Origin of the sequence: Exiguobacterium sp. s125 (assembly GCF_018618605.1) — a bacterium.
Lineage (GTDB): Bacteria > Bacillota > Bacilli > Exiguobacteriales > Exiguobacteriaceae > Exiguobacterium_A > Exiguobacterium_A oxidotolerans.
Genome location: NZ_JACSMI010000007.1, coordinates 87,288 through 110,007 on the forward strand (window position 1 = coordinate 87,288; position 22,720 = coordinate 110,007).

Sequence of the window (22,720 nt, forward strand, 5' to 3'; positions counted from 1 at the left end):
ACGTTTTCTTATCTGCGCAAATTCATCTTAACTTATCTATATAAGTTAAGTCAATAACTTATATAGATAAGTTTGAAAGAATTGAAGAAGAGGAGACTTCAATCCTTTCTGAATCAAGATAAAAACCGCCTCTCCGACAAAATCGGGAGGCGGTTTAAGACTGTAGACAACGTGCTACCGGGAAATCAAGCGTCTGTTTTCGTTGTGTTCCTCGGGCGAAACGCAAGCCGTTGCTCCTTGATCCTCACGGACAACGAGCAGGGTCTTGCCTGCCTCTGAACGTGCGTTAAAAACGCACTTTTCCCGTAGGAGTCAACGAAACGTGACGCTTTTCAGGTCATACCATGAGGAAAATCCAGGCATGCAAACGGTTTAGAGCGCAATCTGTCTCGAATCGTCTTTTGAGCGGCCATCTTGCGGTCTATCGACGCGCGATATCCGTAAATTGAAATTTATCGAGACGGTGGCGCGATTCCGTATGTTCGAAATGTTGCCCTTCATAATAATACGTGTCATTCGTGATGACGATGACATGTGTCGTCCCTTCTAAGTCGAGTTGTTCCCGATCTTCAGCTGTCGCAGGTTGCGCTTCGATTTTTCGTTTCGCATAGCTGATTTGCCGGTTCAACTTTTGTTCGATATACGTATAAATCGAGCCGGAAACGACCGCTGAAGTGAGTCCTGGGACGAGTTCTGTCACGAAGTGGTTGATATCAAAAATGACGCGTTCACCGTCGATGATTCGAATCCGTTTGATTCGTGTGATCGATGTTCCTTTTTTTACACTGAATAACTGAGCGAGCTCATCCGTCGCATCGATGACGTCGCAAGACAAAACGTCCGTTTCAACTTCGTGTTGCCCCATTTTTTGATGGGCTTCCGAGAAGCTGACGATGCCATTGAACTGAAACTCGATCGCATCTTGACTCAAGACGAAGACGCCTTTTCCTTGTTGTTTACGAACAAAGCCTTTTTCGAGCAACGCATCGATTGCCTTACGGACTGTCCCGCGACTCGAAGAGAATTCTGCCATCAATTCCGTTTCTGACGGTAATTTCGTTTCAGCAGGTAATGATCCATCCTGAATCCGGGCGGCGAGTTGTCGGGAAATTTGAAGATATTTTGGCATGGGTGTAGACCGTCCTTATTTAAAAGATTTGAAACAAGTGTAGCACGGATTCAGCGACTCCACCCAATCATCCGGCGGTAGGAACTGAAGGCAGGCCAGGCGAGAATCAAGACGGCGAGCCAATACAGGATTTGATTCTCGGACGAAATGACGCCGATGACGGCAGCGAGTATGAACGTCGTATAGACCGTAAAGAGAATGATGAAAAACGGATGCGACTTCGGGAAGACGGTAAAGCGACCGAGTCGCTCGTTTTCGCTACGCACATAAAGCTGACGGCTGATGACGAGAAGCAGGATCGTCAAAGCGGCGCTGTAAATCGCAGGACCGGTTAAATCATTCGATTGGAACAACAACGGGAACGGGGTTGTGACCGTCATCAAAAAATCCAGTGACGATGTGAAATCATCCTTAAGTCCGAAACCGAGTGTCGTGACAGCAGCGATGGCAAAAAACGTGAAGTAATTCAAAAAGAACAGGAACATCCCGATTAAGAGCTGACCGATGATATCACCCGCAATCGTTCCTGCGAACAAGAAAATGGCGAAGACGGTCATATCGAAGATGAAGAATTTAAAAAAGTCATATGTGAGATCACTCAAAGTGACGTAATCAAACGGATGGATGCCTCCGATGCCTTGTAAGATGAACCAGCTCGAGAAAAATCCGAGGATCGGAATGATGATCAATACGGCAGCCCCGATACTCAATTTAATGAAGAATAGATGTTTTTTATGAATCGGTAAGGCATGGAGGATTAAACTGCGTCCGCTGCCCCGTTCTTGACCAACCATCAAAATGGCGAAGACGGCAATCAAAAGCGCTCCGAAACCGGCGAAAATCGGGCTGACGAGTACGGTTTGCAAGAGATTTGGTTTTGCATCAAGACGATACGTATCGAAATTTTCGATGGCGGAGAAACTGCTGAAGCCGTAGCTGAAGATTGCGAGTAAAAAGAACGTCGCGAGCGGCCAAATGCCTTGTTTGATATGATAACGAATCAATTGTTTAATCATGACGATTTCCTCCGAACGTTCCTAAAAAATAGTCTTCCATCTGGACCGGTAAGGCGTCCTTTAATAAGGGATTCGTCTTCTCTAAGTAAAGCTTTCCTGCGTCCGATAAGACGAGCAAGGTGACGACGCGTCCCGTTTGTGTCAGGACATGAATGTCATGGTGCTTCAGCTCGGGGACGATCTCGTAGACGACTTGCCATTTTTGCATGCTCGCTTTTGCATCGTCGAGCGTCTTCGGTTCCTTGACGAGGTGCTGTTCGATCGTCATCACGCGGTCCGCGAGCGTATCGAGTTCCTCGAGTTGGTGTGAGGCAATCAAGACGGCTGTCTGACGCTCCGTCAGTAAAGAGACCAGTTGCTGTAAGTAGTTGCGCTTATTAATCCGGTCGAGTCCGTCTGTCGGTTCGTCGAGTAACAAAACAGGGGCGTTCGTCGCAAAGGCGAGTTGCAGCAAGAACAGTTGCGCTTGTCCTTTCGAGAGCGACGTCACTTTCCGACCACGATCGAGGTTCGACGAGCGACAGTAGTTTTCGATGTAGGTCCGTTCGAAGTTCGGATAAAAAGCCTGATAAAACTCAATCAGTGATCCGAGTGTCATCTGACGGTAGACGCCGATGGAGTCGGGAACGAGAAATAGATGTTTCCGTGCTGCCGGGACGTCGTGGATTGACTGGTTATTCCATTCGACTTTCCCGCGCGAGGGTTCGAGTGCCCCGACAAGTGTTTTCAGTAACGTCGTTTTTCCGGCGCCGTTTCGTCCAATCAATGCTGTGATCGTACCAGCAGGCAATGTGAACGAGGCGTTTTCATAAATCATCGTCGAATCGATTTGTTTTGTTAAGTGTGACACGGTCAACATGATGAATCCTCCCTGTGTTGTATGAGTAACTGATAAAGTTCTTCGTTCGAAATCGATAGTTCATTCGCGACAAGGCAAAGTGTCGTGATGCGCTCTTGAATGGCAGCTTGTTTGACTTGGTCAAGCGGCAAATCCGAGACGAAGGAGCCTTTTCCTCGCATCGTCACGATAAAGTCTCGGCTTTCGAGTTCCTGATAAGCACGGGAGACAGTGTTTGGATTGACGAGTAACGTGCTCGCAAGATCGCGGACCGACGGCATCTGTTCGCCCGACCGTAGGATTCCCCGCGCAATCGCGCGGATGATTTGCGTGACCAGTTGCTCGTAAATCGGGAGCGGACTTTTCGGATCAACGGTAAACATCCTTCCACCTCCTTAAGTGTATTAATTCAATTAGTACACTAATTATAGGAAAATGACCGTCTGACGTCAACTACCGGTCTGACGACGGAAGTGTCGGTCGCGAGGAGGTCTTGCTACTGACGTTCTAAATATTTGCTATACTGACGATAGAAGAACCGTCAGGAAGGATGACCGATTATGTTGGATCGATTAAGTGCGTTAGAGGACCGTTATGAAAAATTAAATGATCAGTTGGCTGACCCGGCGATCATTAATGATACGAATCAATTACGAGAGGTCTCAAAGGAGCAATCCCAGCTCGCGCCGACCGTCGAAACGTATCGCGTTTACCGCGATAAGATGGAAGCCTATCAGGAAGCACGTCAAATGTTGACGGATCCCGAGATGCGGGACCTCGCGAAAGAAGAAGTGGCGATCCTGGAGCCGGAAATCAAGGAACTCGAAACGAAATTAAAAGCGTTACTCTTACCGAAGGATCCGAACGACGACAAAAACGTCATCGTCGAGATTCGGGGTGCGGCAGGAGGCGACGAGGCAGCCTTATTTGCGTCTGATCTTTTCAAGATGTATTCGAAGTTTGCTGAGAAACAAGCCTGGAAAATCGAAATCATCGATGCGAGCTACACGGAACTCGGCGGCTATAAAGAAATCATCTTCATCGTCAAAGGGACAGGGGCGTACTCGAAACTGAAATATGAGAACGGCGCCCATCGCGTCCAACGTGTGCCTTCGACAGAGTCAGGCGGACGGATTCATACATCAACAGCGACCGTCGCCGTCTTGCCGGAAGCAGAAGATGTCGAAGTTGAAATTCACGATAAAGATGTCCGCGTCGATACGTTTACATCGAGCGGTCCCGGCGGTCAGTCCGTCAATACGACACAATCCGCTGTCCGCGTGACACACGTGCCGACAGGAATCGTCGCCAGCTGTCAGGATGAGAAATCGCAAATTAAAAATAAAGAAAAAGCAATGAAAGTGTTACGAGCACGCGTCTATGATAAAATTCAACGCGAACAGCAGGCCGAGTACGATGAAAAACGCAAATCAGCTGTCGGGACGGGCGACCGTTCCGAGCGGATCCGGACGTATAACTTCGCTCAAAACCGGGTGACGGATCACCGAATCGGCTTGACGATTCAAAAGCTCGACCGGATTCTCCAAGGCGAGATGGATGAAGTCATCGACACGCTCGTGATGGAGTACCAGGCACGGGCATCGGAGGCGGCGAACTGATGCGGATTGCGAAACGATTGAATCAAGCACAAACGATGTTAGTCGCGGCAGGACGCGAGGCGTCGAGTGCCGAATGGTTACTTATGCATGTGTTACAAGTCGACCGGACGGGATTGCTCGTGCGACTTTCGGACGAATTATCGCCGGACGATGACCTGTTATTCAGCGAATACTTACTGGCACACGTCAATGGTGTTCCCGTCCAACATTTGATCGGGTACCAACCCTTTTATGGACGCGATTTTCAGGTTACGCCAGCTGTCCTGATTCCCCGTCCGGAAACGGAAGAATTGATTGAGTTCGTCGTCCGTCGTTTAGGCGGGGAGACGTTCCACCCGGGTGAAATCGTCGATATCGGAACGGGAAGCGGAGCGATTGGGGTCACACTCGCGCTCGAGCTTAGACAGCCGGTCACGACGGTCGATATTTCAGAAGACGCACTTGCGGTCGCGAAAAAAAATCAAGCGGCACTTGGCGGCGACGTAACTTTTTTACAAGGGGATCTGCTTGAGCCGCTCGCCGATCAATCGGTCCGTGTCCTCGTCTCGAACCCGCCTTATATTGAAGAAGATGAGTTGCTCAGTGACGTCGTATTTGACCATGAGCCTCATCTCGCGCTGTTCGGCGGAAAAGACGGTCTCGTCTTTTATCGTCGCTTGATTGACGGCAGCACACGTATTTTAAAGGACGATTTTCGCTTGATTGTGTTTGAAATCGGACACAATCAAGGAAGTGAAGTGCAAATGATGTTAAAAGAGCGTTATCCTACTGCGGAAACGGGTATTTTAAAAGATATAAACGGTAAAGACCGTATCGTGTATGCGGAACGAAAGGATTGTACAGAGTGAAGACGGAAATGATCGATCAACAGACACTGGATGTAGCAGTAAACTTATTAAAAGCAGGGGAAGTCGTCGCGATGCCGACAGAGACCGTTTATGGTCTTGCGGGGGATGCGACGAGCGAGACGGCCGTTCGGCGAATCTTCGCCGCGAAGGGCCGACCGTCCGACAACCCATTGATTGTCCATGTCGCGTCAATCGAACAGGCAGAGCAGTTCGTCACTCATATTCCGGCTGTCGCGAAACGTTTGATGGATACGTTTTGGCCAGGTGCCTTGACGATCATTCTAGAATCGAACGGAACCGCTTCAAGCCTCGTCACCGCAGGACTTGATACGATTGGATTACGGATGCCGGACCATCCTCTTGCACTTCAATTGATTGAAGCGACAGGACTAGGGTTAGCGGCACCGAGTGCCAACCGTTCCGGAAAACCTTCTCCGACGTCATCGGCACATGTCGCCTATGACCTCTCGGGACGAATCGCAGCAATCGTCGATGGGGGAGAAACCGGTATCGGTGTTGAATCGACCGTCATCGACTGTACGATGACACCTCCGGTCATTTTACGACCGGGCGGCGTCACACGTGAGCAGCTGGAAGGCGAGATCGGCACCGTGGCACTCGATCCTGCTTTATCGATGAAAGATAAAACACCGAAGGCACCGGGAATGAAGTACACGCACTACGCACCGGAAGCAACACTGTCCGTCGTGGCGGGCGACCTCTCTTTCCTGCAGCAGCTCATCGATGAAGCACGCCAAACCGGACAAAAGACCGGCGTCATTCTCTTTGACGGAGAAGACGTCGAAGCAGATGTCCGCTGTTTCCTCGGCACGACCGCAGAAACAGCGGCACAGCGTCTTTACGATTGTTTACGGCGATTTGATCAGACGACGGTGGATCAGATTTTTGTACGGGACCTATCAGAAGAAGGGGTTGGGCTAGCAGTCCGAAATCGGCTCCATAAGGCAGCAGGTGGTCGGATCATTCGCCCGTAAAGAAGGAGGATACTGAGATGAGCACACGTCGCGTATTGTTTATCTGTACTGGAAATACATGCCGGAGCCCGATGGCGATGGCATTACTACGCTCAAAAGTCGCAGATCAAGAGTTTGATGTCCGGTCTGCGGGACTGCGTTCGATGCAAGGCTTCGATGCGTCAGAGAACGCACTCCAAGTATTGCGGGAACGGGGAATTGAACTCGAGCATTATACGCAAGTTTTCGATGATGTTCTCGGACGCTGGTCTGACATCATCTTGACGATGACGCGGAGTCATAAACAAGAAGTCGGGGAACGTTACCCGGAACTGAAGGACCGGACGTTCACCCTCTATGAATATGTGACAGGGCTTGAGCGGGACATCAACGATCCGTACGGTGGATCGATGAACGTTTATCGCCAAGTTCGAAATGAACTCGAACCCCTCGTCAACCGTCTTGTGTTAAAATTAACGCAGAACGGAAATGGAAGAAAAGCGCCGGACAACCGGAAACTTCCGAAAAAACAACCTAGACAAACGGGGGAATAGTTCAGATGAAAGTAGCAATCGGTGCAGATCATGGTGGCTTTAAACTCAAAGCAGAAATCAACGGTTTATTAAAGGAACTCGGGATCGACTATACGGACTTCGGTACGTATTCGTCTGACTCGATTGATTACCCGGACGTCGCGATTCCCGTCGCGGAGGCCGTCGCGAACGGTGAATTTGATCGTGGAATCCTGATTTGCGGAACAGGAATCGGAATCGGAATCGCAGCGAATAAAGTCAAAGGGATTCGTGCGGCACTCGTCCATGATACGTTCAGTGCAAAAGCGACACGTCAGCATAACAACTCGAACATCTTGACGATGGGCGAACGTGTCATCGGACCGGGTCTTGCGCTTGATATCGCAAAGATTTGGTTAGAGACGGAGTTCGAAGGTGGACGTCACGAAAACCGTGTCTGCAAAATCTCGGATTATGAGGTGAAGTAAATGGATCTCGAACAGATTAAACAGGATCTTGAAGCCTCGTTGACCGATTTGAATGAGCGCTTCCCTTTAAAAGGGAAGCTGCTCGTCATCGGTTGTTCGACGAGTGAAGTCATCGGTAAACAAATCGGAAAAGCGGGTTCGCCGGAAGTCGCGGAAGCATTATTCGAGGTGTTCGATACATTTCGTCGTTCGCATCAAATCGATCTTGCGTTCCAAGGTTGTGAACACATCAACCGCGCCTTGACGCTCGAACGCCAAACGGTTGAACGACTCGGACTGGAACCGGTCACGGTCGTCCCGGTACCGGAAGCAGGTGGTTCGATGGCGAGTATCGCCTATGAACGTTTTTCTGCCCCGGTCGTCGTCGAATCGATTCAAGCAGATGCTGGAATCGACATCGGAGACACGTTCATCGGCATGCACTTGAAGCCGGTCGCCATCCCGGTTCGCCTTCCACACCGGGAAATCGGTGAGGCACATGTTACGGCAGCAACGACGCGTCCGAAGTTAATTGGTGGAATGCGTGCTAAATACGAATGATTCATGCAAGGGGTTGCATACCTCTTGCTATTTTTCTGCACTTTTTGTGGGTGCCGCGGACTGATTATTCGTGTTAAGATAGGCGTATCGAAAATGAATGGGGGAATTCAGATGGAACAAACACCGCTTACGTATCTGAAACAGCAAGATGAGGAACTCTTTTCGGCAATGCGCAAGGAATTAGGACGTCAACGCGATAATATCGAGTTGATTGCGTCAGAAAACTTCGTCTCGCAAGCTGTCATGGAAGCACAAGGTAGCGTGCTGACGAACAAGTATGCAGAAGGTTACCCGGGACGCCGTTATTACGGTGGGTGCGAATTCGTTGATCTCGCAGAAGACTTGGCACGTGATCGTGCGAAAGCAATCTTCGGTGCCGAACATGCAAACGTTCAACCGCACTCGGGCGCACAAGCGAACATGGCCGTCTACTTCACGATTCTTGACCAGGGCGATACGGTCCTCGGGATGAACCTCTCACACGGTGGCCACTTAACGCATGGTAGTCCTGTGAATTTCTCCGGTGTTCAATACAACTTCGTCGAATACGGTGTCGATCAAGAGACAGAGATGATTGATTACGATGTCGTCGCGAAGCTTGCAGAAGAACACAAACCAAAATTGATCGTTGCGGGAGCATCGGCTTATCCGCGCGTCATCGACTTCAAACGTTTCCGTGAAATCGCAGACAGCGTCGGCGCATACTTAATGGTCGATATGGCGCACATTGCAGGGCTCGTTGCAGCGGGTCTTCACCCGAACCCGGTCGAGCATGCACACTTCGTCACGACGACGACGCACAAGACACTCCGTGGGCCACGTGGTGGGATGATTCTCTGTAAAGAAGAACATGCGAAAGCGATTGATAAATCGATCTTCCCTGGTATTCAAGGCGGTCCCCTCATGCACGTCATCGCAGCAAAAGCGGTCGCGTTCGGTGAGGCACTTGCTCCTGAATTCAAAGACTACATTGGTCAAGTCGTCACGAATGCAAAAGTACTCGGTGAAGAATTGACGGCACGTGGTCTGCGGATCGTTTCAGGCGGCACGGACAACCACTTGTTGCTCGTCGACTTACAGCCGCTCGGCATCACAGGTAAGCTCGCTGAGCATGCCCTTGATGAAGCGGGTATCACGGTCAACAAAAACACGATTCCATTCGATCCGGCCAGCCCATTCGTCACGAGCGGGATTCGCATCGGGACGGCAGCGATGACGTCACGTGGTTTTAAAGAAGAAGAAATGAAACAAATTGCGGCATTGATTGAACTCGTCCTCAAAAACCCGGAAGACGACGACACATTAAAAAATGCACACGAGCAAGTCCTTGCATTGACAGGTCGCTTCCCGCTTTACCCGGAACGCGGGTAATCGGAACGCATGCCGACCCGTCTGATGAACCACCTCTTTCTTTTCGATCGCTGAGAAGTCAGAGGTGGTTTTTTGATTGACGAGTAAACGATAGGATAGGAGGGACGAAAGATGGAGATTTTAGTCGTAGAAGACGACCAAAACATCCAACGCCTGATTGTCGAGACACTCGAAGCAGACGGGCATCGCGTCCGGGCGACGGCAGACGGACAAGAAGCGGCGTGCTGGATCGACGAGCTGACGTTCGAGGCGGCGATTCTCGACGTAATGATCCCCGGGCGGAGTGGACTTGAGTTATGTGAACAGCTCCGGCAACGGGACGAACTGCCGATTTTGCTGTTGACGGCGCTCGGGGAACTGACAGATAAACGCGCCGGCTTTACGGCGGGTGCCGACGACTACATCACGAAACCGTTTGACCCGGAAGAATTATTATTCCGCTTACACGCCGTCGCCCGGCGGTATCAAAAGGCGGCGCTTCCGATTCTCCGGTTTGGTGACGTAACGATTGATAAACGGAGTCAACAGGTGATGCTTGGCGAAACGGAATTGACGTTGCCTAGGCGTGAGTTCGACTTGTTACATCAGCTTGCGAGTTTTCCGGGACGTGTCTTCAGTCGGGAGGAATTGATTGAACGGGTCTGGGGACTCGACTTCATGGGTGATGATCGGACGATTGACGTCCATATCAAACGCTTGCGCAGTCGCTTGCGCCATACGGACGCGATTCACATCAGTACCGTCCGCGGTCTCGGTTACCGACTGGAGGCGAAGGGATGAAGTCACTTTATACGAAAATCGTCGGACTCGTCTGTCTGGTCCTGCTCGTGTCGGCCTTGATTTCCTTACTGATCAGCAACTTGTTTTACTACAATGTCTTGCAGTCTTCCTATAGTCAAAAGGTCGAAGAGGCGGTCGATCAATCGTTTGCCTACTATGAACGGCATGGCGACGGACAGACCGGTTCCTTCTACGACATGTTGAGCGCGACGGGTTTTCAGCTCTATGTCGTCCCGGAGACAGGCCCCGTTATCCGCCACGGGAATACATTCCGCGACGAAACACTGGCACCGGCGATCATCGAACGGGTCCGCGCCGGGGAAGTCTATCACGGAATGCGGGACTATCCGTTTCATCTCTTTTTACTCGGTCTGTTTGACAATGAAGTCGTCAATACAGTCGGTGCGTCGCTCGAAACGCCAAACGGGACCGACGCCGTCTTCATTCGACCCGATTTGAGCCGACAAATCCGTGAACTCCATTTGTTCGTCGGAGCCTTCCTCGGCTTACTCGTCGTCATCAGTTTTCTGTTGCTTGCCTTCTCAATCCGCTATCTCGTGCGTCCGATTAAACGCTTGACGGATGCGACAAAACAAGTCGCGTCCGGTGACTATGCCGTTCATGTGGCGACGACCTCGCGCGATGAGATTGGAGAGTTGTCACGGCGGTTCGGTGAGATGGCGGAAGCAGTCGCGAAGTCGGATGCTGAGCGCAAAACGTTCGTCGCCAACGTCTCGCACGAGTTTCAGTCGCCACTGACGACGATTAAAGGGTACGCCGGTCAACTGCAACCGCATGTCGCACCTGTCGGACAGGATAAACTGGCAACGATTGCGCGTGAAGCAGACCGGATGGCAGAGATGACCCGGCAACTGCTGGTCCTCGCCCGGCTCGATGAAGGAAGTCGGATGCGACTGGAGTCAATCCATCTTGGACAAGCGATTCGGACGACGCTCGCGACACTCGCCTACCAAATCGATGAACGTGGTGTCGCTGTCGCTGTTGATGTCGCGAGTGACATGACGATCGAGGCGGATGCCGCCGCACTCGAACATGTTTTTCAAAATGTCATCCGGAATGCCCTCCATGTTTCAAACGACGGGGACATGATTACGATTGAAGCCGAACAGACTGCGGAGCACATCACTGTCCGTATCACGGATGAAGGTCCCGGTATGTCAAACGACATGATTGCCCATGCCTTTGACCGCTTTTATCAAGCCGACACGGCACGCGGTTCGCGCGGGACGGGGCTTGGACTCGCCATCGTCGCCAAGACCGTCAAGCAGTTGCACGGGACGGTCGAGATTGATTCGGAAATCGGCGCGGGGACGACGTTCATCCTGACGTTTTTACGGGCGACGTAAGTTGTTCATGCTCCGTTCATATAGTATCCGTAAGATAAGACCTGTAACGCACATACAGGAGGGATATTAAATGAAAATGGGTTGGCGCGAACTAATCCGGATGAAAAAACGCTTCGGTCTGATGGGGCTCGTGACGACATTGATCATCGTCTTGATTTTAATGATCACCGGGCTCGCAGACGGACTGGCATACGATAATGGAGCCGTCATCCGGAATTTACCGGTTGAGCAGGTGGCACTCAGTCAAGAGGCGGAAGGGCAACTGACGCGATCATTTTTAGAGGAACAGGAGCAACCAAAAGGGACGGAGGCACTCGGCGTCCAAAATATGGTTCTCGAGAAACAGGACGGGACGAAGGACGATGTGACGGTGTTTGCGTTACCTGCTGAGACGGCGTACGGTCCAAAGCAACTGCAAGCGTTGAAACGAGGCGAAGTTCTCGTCGATACCGCTTATGCGAAACAGACCGGGACCGCAGTCGGCGACAAAGTAACCGATTTTCGGACGAAGATGACGTTTACGATCGTCGGTACCGTCACGGATGGACGTTACAGCCATGCGCCTGTGTTATGGACGACGCTTGCGTCGTGGGACGACTGGCAAGCGAAGATGCAGACGAACTATGTCTCGGCATTTGTCAGTCAGGATTCATTCAAAACGGACCTGACGACGTATACGAAAGCAGACATCGTCAAGCAGGTTCCCGGTTACGCAGCGGAACAAAATTCATTCCAGATGATGCGGCTGGCGCTTGTCGTAATCGGCGCCTTGATTTTGACGGCGTTTTTCTATATTTTGACGATGCAAAAAATGAAGCAACTGGGCATCTTGAAGGCGATCGGGATTCGGACACGGACGATTGGAAGCGCGCTCGTCTTGCAGGTGTTTGTCTTGACGCTCCTGTCGCTTGCTTTCAGCCTGTGCGTGACGCTCGGTGTCAGCCAAGTCTTACCGAGCGGCATTCCGTTTCGTTTTGAGTGGGATACGAGTCTCGGTTACGGGGCATTGTTGATCGGTACGGCATTAATTGGATCCGTGATTCCGCTCCGGGCCTTAAAAAAACTTGAGCCGGCAGACGCGATGGGAGGAATGGCAGGATGATTAAGATGACACATGTCGAACAGACTTACAGTGACGTCCCCGTGCTCCATGATGTTTCATTCGAAGCGAAAGCGGGTGAACTGATTGCCTTAGTCGGACCGAGCGGAAGTGGAAAAAGTACGTTGCTCCAACTGCTCGGATTGTTGCAAACACCGACAGCGGGAGACATTCAGTTTGGGGAACAGCACGTCAATCAGCAATCGGACGAAGCACGCCGAAAGATGCGCCTCGAAGAGATCGGATTCATCTTTCAGGAATCGCATCTCGTTCCGTTCCTGACGGCGGCGGAACAACTCGAACTCGTCGCAGAAGAAGCGGGGCGGAAAGTTGACGCCGCCGCGATGCTCGCCGCTTTTGGATTAAAAGACCGTGCACACCATTTGCCACACGCCTTATCGGGTGGAGAACGACAGCGTGTCGCGATCATTCGGGCACTCGTCAATCAGCCGCGACTCGTCCTCGCAGATGAACCGACGGCAAGCCTTGATTATACGAACGGACGCCAAGTGATGGAAGTGTTACAAAAGCAAGCCCATGAGGAACAAAAAACGGTCATCGTCATCACCCATGATGAGCGGATGCTTGAGTATTGTGACCGTGTCCTGCGGATCGAGGATGGTTACTTGAGCGAAGTGGAATAACGCGGACGTCGTCTCGAGACAAGAGGCGGCGTCCGTGTTTTGTCCACCATGCGTCAGAAGACTTATATTTTACGACCATGATTTTTGGTATACTTAACCTTAGTAAAATAAGGTAAGGGTGGAAACTGTCAGATGAAATTTTCAGCACTGGTCCAATCAGAACTCGAAACAATCAATACGACTCAAATTGCGGACTGGCTGACTAAAAAAAGTCAAACAGAACGTGAATATAAACGACTCAGTGAAGACTTTAAAGCAATCGTCATCATGCAAGAAGCAGGCTTTTATGAACAAGCGGACACGCGGTTCAGCCAGTGGAAGAACAAAGGGATTCCGGCGGAGCTCCAGCGGTACCGGTTAGCAATCGCCGGAAAAGCGGGCGGGAAGCGACTCGTCAAAAAGCGTTTTTCCATGCTCCCGGCAGCTGTCCAAAATCATCCGCAGCTCAAACCGTGGAAAAAGCAGCTGCAATCGAATCCGTGGATGCTCGGCGGATTGCTTGTTGCGGGTCTTGCCGTTCTCGGTCTCTTTCAACTTGATTTCTCACAACCGGAAGAAGTGCCGGTCGTGACCAATCAAGAGAACGTTGAACAAAAATTGGCCGCGCTTGAAAAAGAAGTCGAGCAATTAAAAGAAAAAAATGAACAGCTGACAGAACAAGCACCAGTAAAATCAAAAGACACAACGAAACCAAAAGAGACAGCGAAACCAAAAGCGACTACGGATGCAAAGAAGACGCTTTCTCCCGAAGAAACATTGAAACAGGCGATCGCTGCGACGCAAGAAAAAGATTATAAGTCAGCGAACCGCTTGTTGACGGGAACTGTGTTAACGGATGACGCAACGAAGGGCATGGCACGTTTTTATCAATTGATTGCTGGAGGCAAGTTAGGTGAAACGAAACAAACGGATTATGTCGCGTATCGAGAGGACTTCCCGGATTCCGGTTACATGAGTGATGTGTTATGGATGCAGGCCGTCTATGAACAAAAGAATAAGGTCGGCGATTATAAGGCGACGTTAGAAGAATTAGCGAAGCAACCAGATAATGAATGGTCCTATGCGGCGCAAGCGATTCTTGACGGGAAAAGTACGCTTGGGGAGGAGTGATTCCAAAAAAACAGTTCCCAAGCGGTCACTTTTTGGAGTACAATGCGAAAAGAGAATTGAGAGGAGATGCAAACAATGAGTAAAGTACATGTATTTGATCACCCATTGATTCAGCACAAAATGACAATCATGCGTAAAGTCGAAACGGGGACGAAACAATTCCGGGAGCTTGTCGACGAAGTGGCTTCATTGATGGCATATGAAATCACGCGTGACCTTCCACTCACAGAAGTCGCGATCGAGACACCGGTCACGAAAACGACGCAGAAGATGATTGAAGGCAAGAAGCTCGGAATCGTTCCGATCCTTCGCGCAGGACTAGGGATGGTCGACGGGATGCTTCGGATGATGCCGAACGTCAAAGTCGGTCACATCGGTCTTTACCGTGATCCAGAGACGCTTGAACCAACGGAATACTACCTCAAGTTGCCGACTGACGTCGCAGAACGTGATTTTGTCGTCGTCGACCCAATGCTTGCGACAGGCGGCTCGGCTGCTGACGCAATCTCCTCTTTAAAGAAACAAGGCGCGAAAAGCATTAAACTGGCTTGCCTGTGTGCAGCACCTGAAGGCGTTAAACGCGTTCAGGAAGAGCATCCGGATGTCGATATTTACCTCGCGGCACTCGATGAAAAACTGAACGATCATGGTTATATCGTCCCTGGACTCGGGGATGCCGGTGATCGTTTGTTCGGTACGAAGTAAGACAGAAGCAGTCTGCCACTCCCGGCAGGCTGCTTTTTTTGTTGTAAGATGCAGGACAGCTTTCAACTATGCTTAAATGGAAGAAGTAGAAAAAGGAGGAAGTAATGATGCCCATCAAAGTCATGCCCATCTTTGGAACACGACCGGAAGCCATCAAGATGGCACCGCTCGTCAATGCCTTAAAACAAAATCCAGCGTTCGATGTCCATGTGACGATCACGGCGCAACACCGGGAAATGCTTGATCAAGTGTTACGGATGTTCGAGATTGAACCGGATTCTGACCTCAATATCATGCAACCCCGTCAGACGCTTGTCGACATCACGACGCGTGGTCTCGAAGGACTTGATCTCGTCATGAAGGATGTCAAACCGGATCTCGTTCTCGTTCATGGCGACACGACGACGACGTTCGTCGGTAGTCTTGCTGCCTACTACAATCAAATCGCCGTCGGACACGTCGAAGCCGGACTCCGTACATATAATAAATACTCACCGTTTCCGGAAGAGGTCAATCGTCAATTGACGTCGACACTCGCAGATCTGCACTTTGCGCCGACCGATCAGGCGGCAGCGAACTTAGCATCTGAAAATCGTTATGCTGGTGTCTATGTGACGGGAAATACGGCAATCGATGCCCTGCAGACGACGGTCCAGCCGGATTATGTTCACCCTGTGCTCGAGGCAGTCGGCAAACGACGCCTGATCTTGATGACGGCACACCGGCGAGAAAACCTCGGAGAGAAGATGCATCAGATGTTTCGGGCGATCCGTCGACTCGTCGATACATATCCGGACGTGCACGTCGTCTATCCGGTCCATTTGAATCCGGTCGTCCAGGAAACAGCGGCTGAAATCTTTGGGGGACACGACCGCATCACGTTAATTCCGCCGCTCGATGTATTCGACTTTCATAACTTTGCCAGTCGTGCCCATTTAATCCTGACCGATTCCGGCGGCGTACAGGAAGAAGCACCCTCGCTCGGCGTACCTGTCCTTGTGTTACGCGATACGACGGAGCGTCCGGAAGGAGTCAAAGCCGGTACGTTGAAACTTGCCGGAACAGATGAAGAGACGATTTACCGGATGGCGAGCGAGTTGCTTGAAGACGAAGCGGCCTATGCAAAAATGGCGCATGCTTCAAATCCTTACGGGGACGGTCATGCGTCGGAGCGGATTGCAGCAGCGATTTTAGCGCACTTCAATCAAGGGGAAACTCCAGAACCCTTTCATGCGGATATCTAAAATAAAGTAATCCAGTCCAAAAAATGTTTATTTAGGGCGTTTCCGTATATCTTGTCGTTCCCACGGGAATCAAGACGAACGGATGCGTCCTTTTTAATGATTCCGTTTAAGGTTAACTTCCATAAGTTGTCTCAGACGTTCCCGTCGACCTCGCTTTCCTCGGGCGAGGGACAAGTCGCGACTCGGTACACGGTGTGTGCCAAGCCGGGTCTTGTTTCCCTCTGACGAAACCACGATGAACTGTGGTTTCTTTTCCCGTAGGAGTCGAGTCGACCGGGGGACGTCCTTTTCAATTACGCTCTACTAAACTTTGGTCAAGGCGTAGTGTTGTTAGTCACTTGTAAATTGAATCGCCTTGAGCAATTCCTCTCGACTCCTATGGGAAGAGGAAGCGGAACGCTTCCGACAGGGACAAGCGAGACCCGGTTACCCGAAGGGGGATCGCGGCTTGCGTCCCGCCCAAGGAAAGTGAGAGGAAATAGCGAAAGGTCTATTCAATAATCAATAATGGTCTATCCGATAATCACTAAACAAAAAGCAGTGAGTAAACATACATCAATATATCTTTAACTAAGAAACAAACGCCTCAATCTGCCTGATTGTGAAGAAAATGTAAAATCTAAATCACCGTGCTGACCTTAAAACCTATAATCCATTCATGACATTTCAAGCTGTGACAAGTAACACAACAGACAAATTGGAAATGCTTTAAATCCTTTGTTACAAACAGATGTCAGAGCGGTTTTCCTGTCCCGAATCGAAAGCGCTTCCAATCTTGAACAAAAAATACTTTTTCACAAAATCGACACAAATCAATTTTAGACGGCTTGTTTCTCATTCCAGAACGCGATATAACGTTACTGTTCAATGGTTTTGTTCATCAAGTGAACCATCTCTTTAAACGTTGATAGTACTACATATTTTCTTCACATCTTCGTGAAAAGAGGTGGATGGGGTACCTCTGTGAAAACCTTATCAATCGTTGATATACAATGGTTTCAGCGGTCTATTTTATTTGTGAATTCATTTGACTATGAAATGGTTCTCATTGTATTCTTGACTAGTATGAAAATCCGCAAATTGTGGGAAAGAAAAAGAACCTGCAATTGGGAAAAGGGGGTCGTCTCTAGTGCGCCAAAAAGGGCTCGCAACGAGTATGGTCATGGCCTCGCAAATTTCGACGGCACTTGCCGCACCAATCGTCATCGGCTTCCTTGTTGGGAACTATGGGGAACAGCAAGACTGGTGGCAAAAGATGGGAGCGACATTCTCAGTGTTCATCGGGATTTTCATCGGCATTCTTTGCATGATCGCAATGATCAGGCACTTGTTAGGAGACAAGACATGAACATAATCCTTCAAGATGCGTTGTATCGTGCGTACTTACGATGGTTTGGACTCTATTATGGAATCCTGGCTGTCTTGTTACTTGTCGGTTATCCGAGTGATCCAGTGATTTATGGGCTGGCATTAGGTGGGGCAGGTAGCTTCATGATCTTGACGCTGCAACGATTAAGCGTCGATCGAATGTATCGTGTAATCGAGCGTGGGCGCAAGCCGATGTCTCGAGGGACCGTATCACGCATGGCGGTCGCGGTACTTTGTGTGATGATCGGTTTGAAGTACGAAGCCGAATTGTCATTAACTGCGGTGGTAATAGGCCTTCTCGCCGGCCACGTCATACAATTTTGTGAGTTCTTGACTCACGAACTTAAGCGGGAAAAGAGGTGAATAGTCAAATGAACCACGAAATGCCACTTTACGAAATCCCACTCTGGGGCGACTTCGTTCTGTACGGTAGCTGGACGAACTTGATCACAGTGCTGATAGCAGCTGCTCTCGTCTTCCTGATTGCCGTGGCCGGTACGCGACGTCTCGCGATGAAGCCAACCGGTTTTCAAAACACGCTAGAGTGGTTCCTCGAATTCGTTCGCGGAATCATCAGCAGTACGATGGATTGGAAAACAGGGGGTCGCTTCCTTACTTTCGGAATGACACTGTTCCTATTCATCATCGTGTCCAACTTAATGGGTCTCCCATTTAACGTTGTGACGGGTCACTACATTTGGTTCAACTCACCAACTGCGGATCCGTACGTGACACTTGCACTTTCATCTATGGTAGTGGTCATGAGCCATTATTACGGTGTGAAAATGCGCGGCTTCGGTGCATATGCGAAAACGTTTATGACGCCGATGTTTATTATTACCATCATTGAAGAATTCGCAAACACGTTGACGCTCGGTCTTCGTCTTTACGGGAACATCTTCGCTGGTGAAATCATGATCGGAATCATTCTCTCGATCGGAATCATCTCTGGAACGAACGATTTCCAATTCCTCGGACCAGTCGGTGTCATCCTTTCAGCGATTCCAATGCTGATTTGGCAAGGATTCTCACTCTTCATCGGAGCGATCCAAGCGTATATCTTCCTTATCCTGACGATGGTTTACATCGGACATAAGGCAGCGCACGACCATTAATTCGAAGGTAAAGCATCTGCTTTTCCGATAATCGCACGACCAAATTTCGAACACAATCTAGGGAGGCAATTTATAATGGAACTTATTGCAACAGCGATCATCATCGGACTCGGCGCACTTGGCGCTGGTATCGGTAACGGTCTTATCGTAAACGGTACAGTATTAGGACAAGCACGTCAGCCAGAACTCAAAAACGAACTTCGTCAAACAATGTTCATCGGTATCGGTCTTGTTGAGGCACTTCCAATCATCGGTGTAGCGGTCGGTTTCCTTCTCCTCAACTCTTAATTCATAGTTTAAGAAACGAGCTACATAGGGCGTTATTCGTTCGACAGGAGTGAACCGTCACGGGAGCTTTTGCTCCCTTATGTAGATATAAGAAGTTGGACCAACCACGAGGGGAGTGTAATCGAATGAATCTTACGTATCTTGCGGCAGAAGCAGGCGGCGAAGAAAGCCACCTTTTACTTGCCAATATGATCGTCACGATCGTCGTTTTCCTCTTGCTCCTCATCCTCTTGAAGAAATTCGCTTGGGGCCCGCTCATCAACATGATGAAAGCGCGGGAAGAGCATGTGGCTAGCGAGATCAACTCGGCTGAAAAAAGCCGTAAAGACGCTGAAGTCTACGTAGAACAACAACAAGAAGAATTAAATAAGGCACGTACGGAAGCACGTGACTTATTAGAATCATCACGCCGTCAAGCTGAGGCAGAACAAGCACGTGCGATGGAGCAGGCACGTCTTGAGACAGAAATGAGTAAGGAAGAAGCACGCCGTGCAATCGACCGTGAACGCGCTGAAGCACAAGCTGCTTTGAAGAACGATGTTGCTCTTCAAGCAATCGCTGCAGCACGCCACGTCATGAAAACACAGCTTGCGACAGACGAAGCCGCTCAGCGCGCGCTCGTCGATCAATTCCTTGCTGACACTAAGGGCACGAACTAATGCGTGATCACGTAGCGGGACGCTACGCAAAAGCGCTCTTCGATCTTGCGCTTGAGCATCATGTGCTCGAGCAAGCAGAAGCTGATGTGCGGACGCTCGGCGAAGTGCTCCACGCAACACCAGAGCTCGCATCGGTTTTAAGTAACCCATCGATTTCTGCGGAAGAGCTGAAGTTAGTCTTACAGACGAGCTTCACGGGCTTCAACACGATTGTTTTGAATACCATCCTCGTCATGGTCGAAAACGACCGTGCGGCGGAAGTATTGTCTTTGCCGGAGCATTTCATTGCGTTATTGAATGAACACCGTAACGTTGCGACAGCCGTCGTGACGAGTGCATACAAATTGTCAGACGCGGAAATCACGAAAGTGAAAGAAACGTTCGGCCAAAAATCAGGTAAAACGCTTGAAGTAGAAAATGTTGTTGATACGAACGTAATCGGAGGACTTCGCGTCCAAATCGGTTACACGACATATGACGGCACGATCGAAACGAAACTAACGCGACTTGAGCGTGAGCTGTTAAAAGCGTAAGAAAATAGGGGTGAAACGCATGAGCATTAGAGCTGAAGAAATCAGCGCCCTGCTTAAAGCGCGTATCGCGCAGTACGGTTCTACGATGGAAGTGAACGAGACGGGTACGGTCATCCAAATTGGTGATGGTATCGCTCGTGCACACGGACTCGACAACGTCATGTCGGGAGAGCTCGTAGAATTCGCTAACGGCACAATGGGCTTGGCGCAAAACTTAGAAGAAGGCAACGTTGGTATCATCATTCTTGGTGACTACCTTGATATTAAAGAAGGCGATTCAGTTAGCCGTACAGGACGCATCATGGAAGTACCGACAGGGGATGCATTGCTCGGTCGCGTCGTTAACCCGCTCGGTATGCCAATCGATGGTCTTGGTCCAATCGAAACAGAACACTATAACCCAATCGAGCGTAAAGCTTCTGGCGTTATGGCACGTAAATCGGTTCACGAACCACTTCAGACAGGAATCAAGGCAATCGATGCCCTCGTTCCAATTGGTCGTGGACAACGTGAGTTGATCATCGGTGACCGTCAGACAGGTAAAACGTCGATCGCCATCGATACAATCATCAACCAAAAAGAAGAAAACATGATTTGTATTTACGTCGCAATCGGACAAAAAGAATCAACAGTCCGTGGTGTTGTTGAAACACTCCGTAAAAACGGTGCACTTGATTACACGATCGTCGTTTCTGCCGCTGCTTCACAGCCGGCACCACTTCTTTACCTCGCACCATTCGCTGGTGTAGCGATGGGTGAACACTTCATGGATCTCGGCAAGCACGTTCTTGTCATCTATGATGATCTTTCAAAACAAGCAGCTGCATACCGTGAGCTTTCGCTTCTCTTGAAGCGTCCACCAGGCCGCGAAGCTTACCCAGGGGATGTCTTCTACCTTCACTCACGCCTTCTTGAGCGTGCGGCGAAATTGAACGACGAGCTTGGCGCAGGTAGCTTAACAGCACTTCCGTTCATCGAGACACAAGCGTCGGATATCTCGGCTTACATCCCGACGAACGTTATCTCGATCACGGATGGTCAAATCTTCCTTCAATCGGATCTCTTCTTCTCAGGTGTCCGTCCAGCGATCAACCCGGGTCTCTCGGTATCGCGTGTTGGTGGATCGGCTCAAGTAAAAGCGATGAAGAAGGTAGCGGGTACGCTCCGTCTTGACCTCGCCTCTTACCGTGAGCTCGAAGCCTTTTCACAGTTCGGATCTGACCTTGATAAAGCGACACAATCGAAGCTTAACCGTGGTGAGCGGACAGTAGAGGTTCTGAAACAGGATCTTAACCAACCGTTGACTGTCGACAAGCAAGTCATCATCATCTATGCCTTGACTCGTGGTCACCTTGATGATGTTGCCGTTACGGATATTCGTCGTTTTGAAAAGGAACTCAACCTCTGGCTCGATCAAAACCGCAAACAGCTTTGCGATGAGATCCGTAAAACAGGTAACCTTCCGGCTGACGAAGAACTCGTTACAGCAATCTCAGAATTTAAGAAAACGTTCCAAGCGACAGTCTAAGGGTCAACTCTTAGGCTTCGCCTGAACGCTCTTGATACTAACAAGGTGGTGAATCGAAATGGCATCGTTGCGCGAGATACAAACGCGGATTAACTCGACGAAAAGTACGAAACAGATCACGAAAGCGATGAACATGGTTTCGGCGTCGAAACTAAACCGCGCTCAAGCACATAGCGCGAAGTTCCAGCCTTACATGCTGAAAATGCAGGAGGTTCTCGGAACCATTGCGAATGGCACGACAGGTGCGAGCCATCCGATGCTCGAGAAACGTCCCGTCAAAAAGACTGGATTTATCGTCATCACATCGGATCGCGGCTTAGCTGGTGCATATAACGCCAACGTGCTGCGTGAAGTCTACCGGGAAATCAAAGAAAAGCACACTACGGACAGTTACGTTCTGTATGTGGTCGGTAAAGTCGGTGTTCAGTTCTTCCGTTCACGCGGAATCACGGTCACAGACGCGATCACAGGACTCAACGATTCTCCTTCGTATGTTGATGTAGCTGAAATCGTGAAGCGTACAGTGAGTGCGTTCACGAACGGTGAAATCGACGAACTCAAGCTGAGCTACAACCATTTCTTGTCTGTCATCAGCCAAGAAGTGAAAGTCGAAACCCTTCTCCCACTCGGAGAAATCGAAGCTTCGTCTTCGACGACTTATGAGTATGAGCCAAGTGAGGAGCAAATCCTTTCTGAACTCCTTCCGCGTTATGCGGAAAGCTTGATCTTCGGTGCGCTTCTTGACGCGAAAGTAGCAGAACATGCGTCACGTATGACAGCAATGCAAAGTGCGACAGATAACGCAGATGACTTGATCGGTCGATTGACTCTCGTCTACAACCGGGCTCGACAAGCTGCAATCACGCAAGAAATCACAGAGATCGTCAGTGGAGCAGCTGCGCAGCAGTAAGCCCCAAGGACGTAATGATAGGTAGGAGGAAACAC

26 protein-coding genes are annotated in these 22,720 nt (G+C 50.0%); 22 read left to right on the forward strand and 4 right to left on the reverse strand.

The genetic code is table 11. The features are described 5' to 3' along the window. Positions 1 to 421 precede the first annotated feature (421 nt). Genes treR through KNQ05_RS14000 form a run of 4 tightly spaced genes read right to left on the reverse strand, consistent with a single transcriptional unit; the run spans position 422 to position 3,366 of the window. Positions 422 to 1,129, reverse strand: a complete 708-nt coding sequence (gene treR, locus KNQ05_RS13985; protein WP_214805812.1) for a trehalose operon repressor — start codon at positions 1,127 to 1,129, stop codon at positions 422 to 424. Between the two features lie 50 nt (positions 1,130 to 1,179). Next, the gene (locus KNQ05_RS13990; RefSeq protein ID WP_088837983.1) at positions 1,180 to 2,145 is read right to left on the reverse strand and encodes a hypothetical protein; all 966 of its coding nucleotides are present in this window, start codon (positions 2,143 to 2,145) and stop codon (positions 1,180 to 1,182) included. Then, positions 2,138 to 3,004: an ATP-binding cassette domain-containing protein gene (locus KNQ05_RS13995; RefSeq protein ID WP_214767772.1), complete on the reverse strand. Its 867-nt coding sequence runs from the start codon at positions 3,002 to 3,004 to the stop codon at positions 2,138 to 2,140. Before KNQ05_RS13995 ends, KNQ05_RS13990 begins: the two co-directional genes overlap by 8 nt. Further along, entirely contained in the window at positions 2,998 to 3,366 is a 369-nt protein-coding gene (locus KNQ05_RS14000) for a GntR family transcriptional regulator (protein ID WP_214805814.1), read from the reverse strand. Before KNQ05_RS14000 ends, KNQ05_RS13995 begins: the two co-directional genes overlap by 7 nt. A gap of 177 nt (positions 3,367 to 3,543) precedes the next feature. Between KNQ05_RS14000 and prfA the strand changes: the two genes are divergently transcribed. The 22 genes from prfA (at position 3,544) to atpG (ending at position 22,685) form a co-directional block, all read left to right on the forward strand. Further along, positions 3,544 to 4,602 (forward strand): peptide chain release factor 1, encoded by a 1,059-nt coding sequence (gene prfA / locus KNQ05_RS14005; RefSeq protein WP_029331769.1) that lies wholly within the window; start codon positions 3,544 to 3,546, stop codon positions 4,600 to 4,602. Then, the gene (gene prmC, locus KNQ05_RS14010) at positions 4,602 to 5,450 is read left to right on the forward strand and encodes a peptide chain release factor N(5)-glutamine methyltransferase (protein ID WP_088837980.1); all 849 of its coding nucleotides are present in this window, start codon (positions 4,602 to 4,604) and stop codon (positions 5,448 to 5,450) included. Before prfA ends, prmC begins: the two co-directional genes overlap by 1 nt. Then, positions 5,447 to 6,445: an L-threonylcarbamoyladenylate synthase gene (locus KNQ05_RS14015; RefSeq protein WP_088837979.1), complete on the forward strand. Its 999-nt coding sequence runs from the start codon at positions 5,447 to 5,449 to the stop codon at positions 6,443 to 6,445. The genes prmC and KNQ05_RS14015 overlap by 4 nt, the downstream gene beginning before the upstream one ends. Positions 6,446 to 6,462: 17 nt before the next feature. Continuing rightward, positions 6,463 to 6,978 carry a low molecular weight protein arginine phosphatase gene (locus KNQ05_RS14020; RefSeq protein ID WP_029331765.1) on the forward strand — a complete coding sequence of 172 codons (516 nt, stop codon included), beginning with the start codon at positions 6,463 to 6,465 and terminating at the stop codon, positions 6,976 to 6,978. Positions 6,979 to 6,983: 5 nt separating this feature from the next. Next, a complete protein-coding gene (gene rpiB / locus KNQ05_RS14025; protein ID WP_029331763.1) occupies positions 6,984 to 7,424 on the forward strand; it encodes a ribose 5-phosphate isomerase B in 441 nt (146 codons plus the stop codon). Beyond that, on the forward strand, positions 7,425 to 7,964 hold the full coding sequence (locus KNQ05_RS14030) for a TIGR01440 family protein (RefSeq protein ID WP_214767769.1): 540 nt from the start codon (positions 7,425 to 7,427) through the stop codon (positions 7,962 to 7,964). Between the two features lie 111 nt (positions 7,965 to 8,075). Further along, on the forward strand, positions 8,076 to 9,335 hold the full coding sequence (gene glyA, locus KNQ05_RS14035) for a serine hydroxymethyltransferase (RefSeq protein ID WP_088837978.1): 1,260 nt from the start codon (positions 8,076 to 8,078) through the stop codon (positions 9,333 to 9,335). A 111-nt stretch (positions 9,336 to 9,446) separates the two neighbouring features. After that, on the forward strand, positions 9,447 to 10,115 hold the full coding sequence (locus KNQ05_RS14040; protein WP_214805816.1) for a response regulator transcription factor: 669 nt from the start codon (positions 9,447 to 9,449) through the stop codon (positions 10,113 to 10,115). Further along, positions 10,112 to 11,482, forward strand: coding sequence for a sensor histidine kinase (locus tag KNQ05_RS14045; protein ID WP_214805818.1), 1,371 nt, complete (start codon positions 10,112 to 10,114; stop codon positions 11,480 to 11,482). Before KNQ05_RS14040 ends, KNQ05_RS14045 begins: the two co-directional genes overlap by 4 nt. A gap of 70 nt (positions 11,483 to 11,552) precedes the next feature. Continuing rightward, entirely contained in the window at positions 11,553 to 12,584 is a 1,032-nt protein-coding gene (locus tag KNQ05_RS14050; protein ID WP_214770995.1) for an ABC transporter permease, read from the forward strand. Then, the gene (locus KNQ05_RS14055; RefSeq protein ID WP_214767759.1) at positions 12,581 to 13,225 is read left to right on the forward strand and encodes an ABC transporter ATP-binding protein; all 645 of its coding nucleotides are present in this window, start codon (positions 12,581 to 12,583) and stop codon (positions 13,223 to 13,225) included. Before KNQ05_RS14050 ends, KNQ05_RS14055 begins: the two co-directional genes overlap by 4 nt. 132 nt (positions 13,226 to 13,357) lie before the next feature. Next, on the forward strand, positions 13,358 to 14,335 hold the full coding sequence (locus KNQ05_RS14060; RefSeq protein WP_088837973.1) for a hypothetical protein: 978 nt from the start codon (positions 13,358 to 13,360) through the stop codon (positions 14,333 to 14,335). A 75-nt stretch (positions 14,336 to 14,410) separates the two neighbouring features. After that, positions 14,411 to 15,040: a uracil phosphoribosyltransferase gene (gene upp, locus KNQ05_RS14065; RefSeq protein WP_029331752.1), complete on the forward strand. Its 630-nt coding sequence runs from the start codon at positions 14,411 to 14,413 to the stop codon at positions 15,038 to 15,040. Positions 15,041 to 15,144: 104 nt separating this feature from the next. Next, entirely contained in the window at positions 15,145 to 16,284 is a 1,140-nt protein-coding gene (gene wecB / locus KNQ05_RS14070; RefSeq protein ID WP_204251406.1) for a non-hydrolyzing UDP-N-acetylglucosamine 2-epimerase, read from the forward strand. Between the two features lie 1,129 nt (positions 16,285 to 17,413). Then, a complete protein-coding gene (locus KNQ05_RS14075) occupies positions 17,414 to 17,632 on the forward strand; it encodes an AtpZ/AtpI family protein (protein WP_014971404.1) in 219 nt (72 codons plus the stop codon). Beyond that, positions 17,629 to 18,015 carry an ATP synthase subunit I gene (locus KNQ05_RS14080; RefSeq protein WP_088837971.1) on the forward strand — a complete coding sequence of 129 codons (387 nt, stop codon included), beginning with the start codon at positions 17,629 to 17,631 and terminating at the stop codon, positions 18,013 to 18,015. Before KNQ05_RS14075 ends, KNQ05_RS14080 begins: the two co-directional genes overlap by 4 nt. An 8-nt stretch (positions 18,016 to 18,023) precedes the next feature. Continuing rightward, positions 18,024 to 18,767: a F0F1 ATP synthase subunit A gene (atpB, locus tag KNQ05_RS14085; protein WP_088837970.1), complete on the forward strand. Its 744-nt coding sequence runs from the start codon at positions 18,024 to 18,026 to the stop codon at positions 18,765 to 18,767. Positions 18,768 to 18,842: 75 nt separating this feature from the next. After that, positions 18,843 to 19,055, forward strand: coding sequence for a F0F1 ATP synthase subunit C (gene atpE, locus KNQ05_RS14090; protein ID WP_012371545.1), 213 nt, complete (start codon positions 18,843 to 18,845; stop codon positions 19,053 to 19,055). A 125-nt stretch (positions 19,056 to 19,180) separates the two neighbouring features. After that, a complete protein-coding gene (gene atpF / locus KNQ05_RS14095; RefSeq protein ID WP_088837969.1) occupies positions 19,181 to 19,714 on the forward strand; it encodes a F0F1 ATP synthase subunit B in 534 nt (177 codons plus the stop codon). After that, the gene (locus KNQ05_RS14100) at positions 19,714 to 20,247 is read left to right on the forward strand and encodes a F0F1 ATP synthase subunit delta (RefSeq protein ID WP_088837968.1); all 534 of its coding nucleotides are present in this window, start codon (positions 19,714 to 19,716) and stop codon (positions 20,245 to 20,247) included. Before atpF ends, KNQ05_RS14100 begins: the two co-directional genes overlap by 1 nt. Before the next feature lie 19 nt (positions 20,248 to 20,266). Next, positions 20,267 to 21,775, forward strand: a complete 1,509-nt coding sequence (gene atpA, locus KNQ05_RS14105) for a F0F1 ATP synthase subunit alpha (protein ID WP_029331744.1) — start codon at positions 20,267 to 20,269, stop codon at positions 21,773 to 21,775. 58 nt (positions 21,776 to 21,833) lie between these two features. Further along, on the forward strand, positions 21,834 to 22,685 hold the full coding sequence (atpG, locus tag KNQ05_RS14110; protein ID WP_088837967.1) for an ATP synthase F1 subunit gamma: 852 nt from the start codon (positions 21,834 to 21,836) through the stop codon (positions 22,683 to 22,685). Positions 22,686 to 22,720 lie beyond the last annotated feature (35 nt).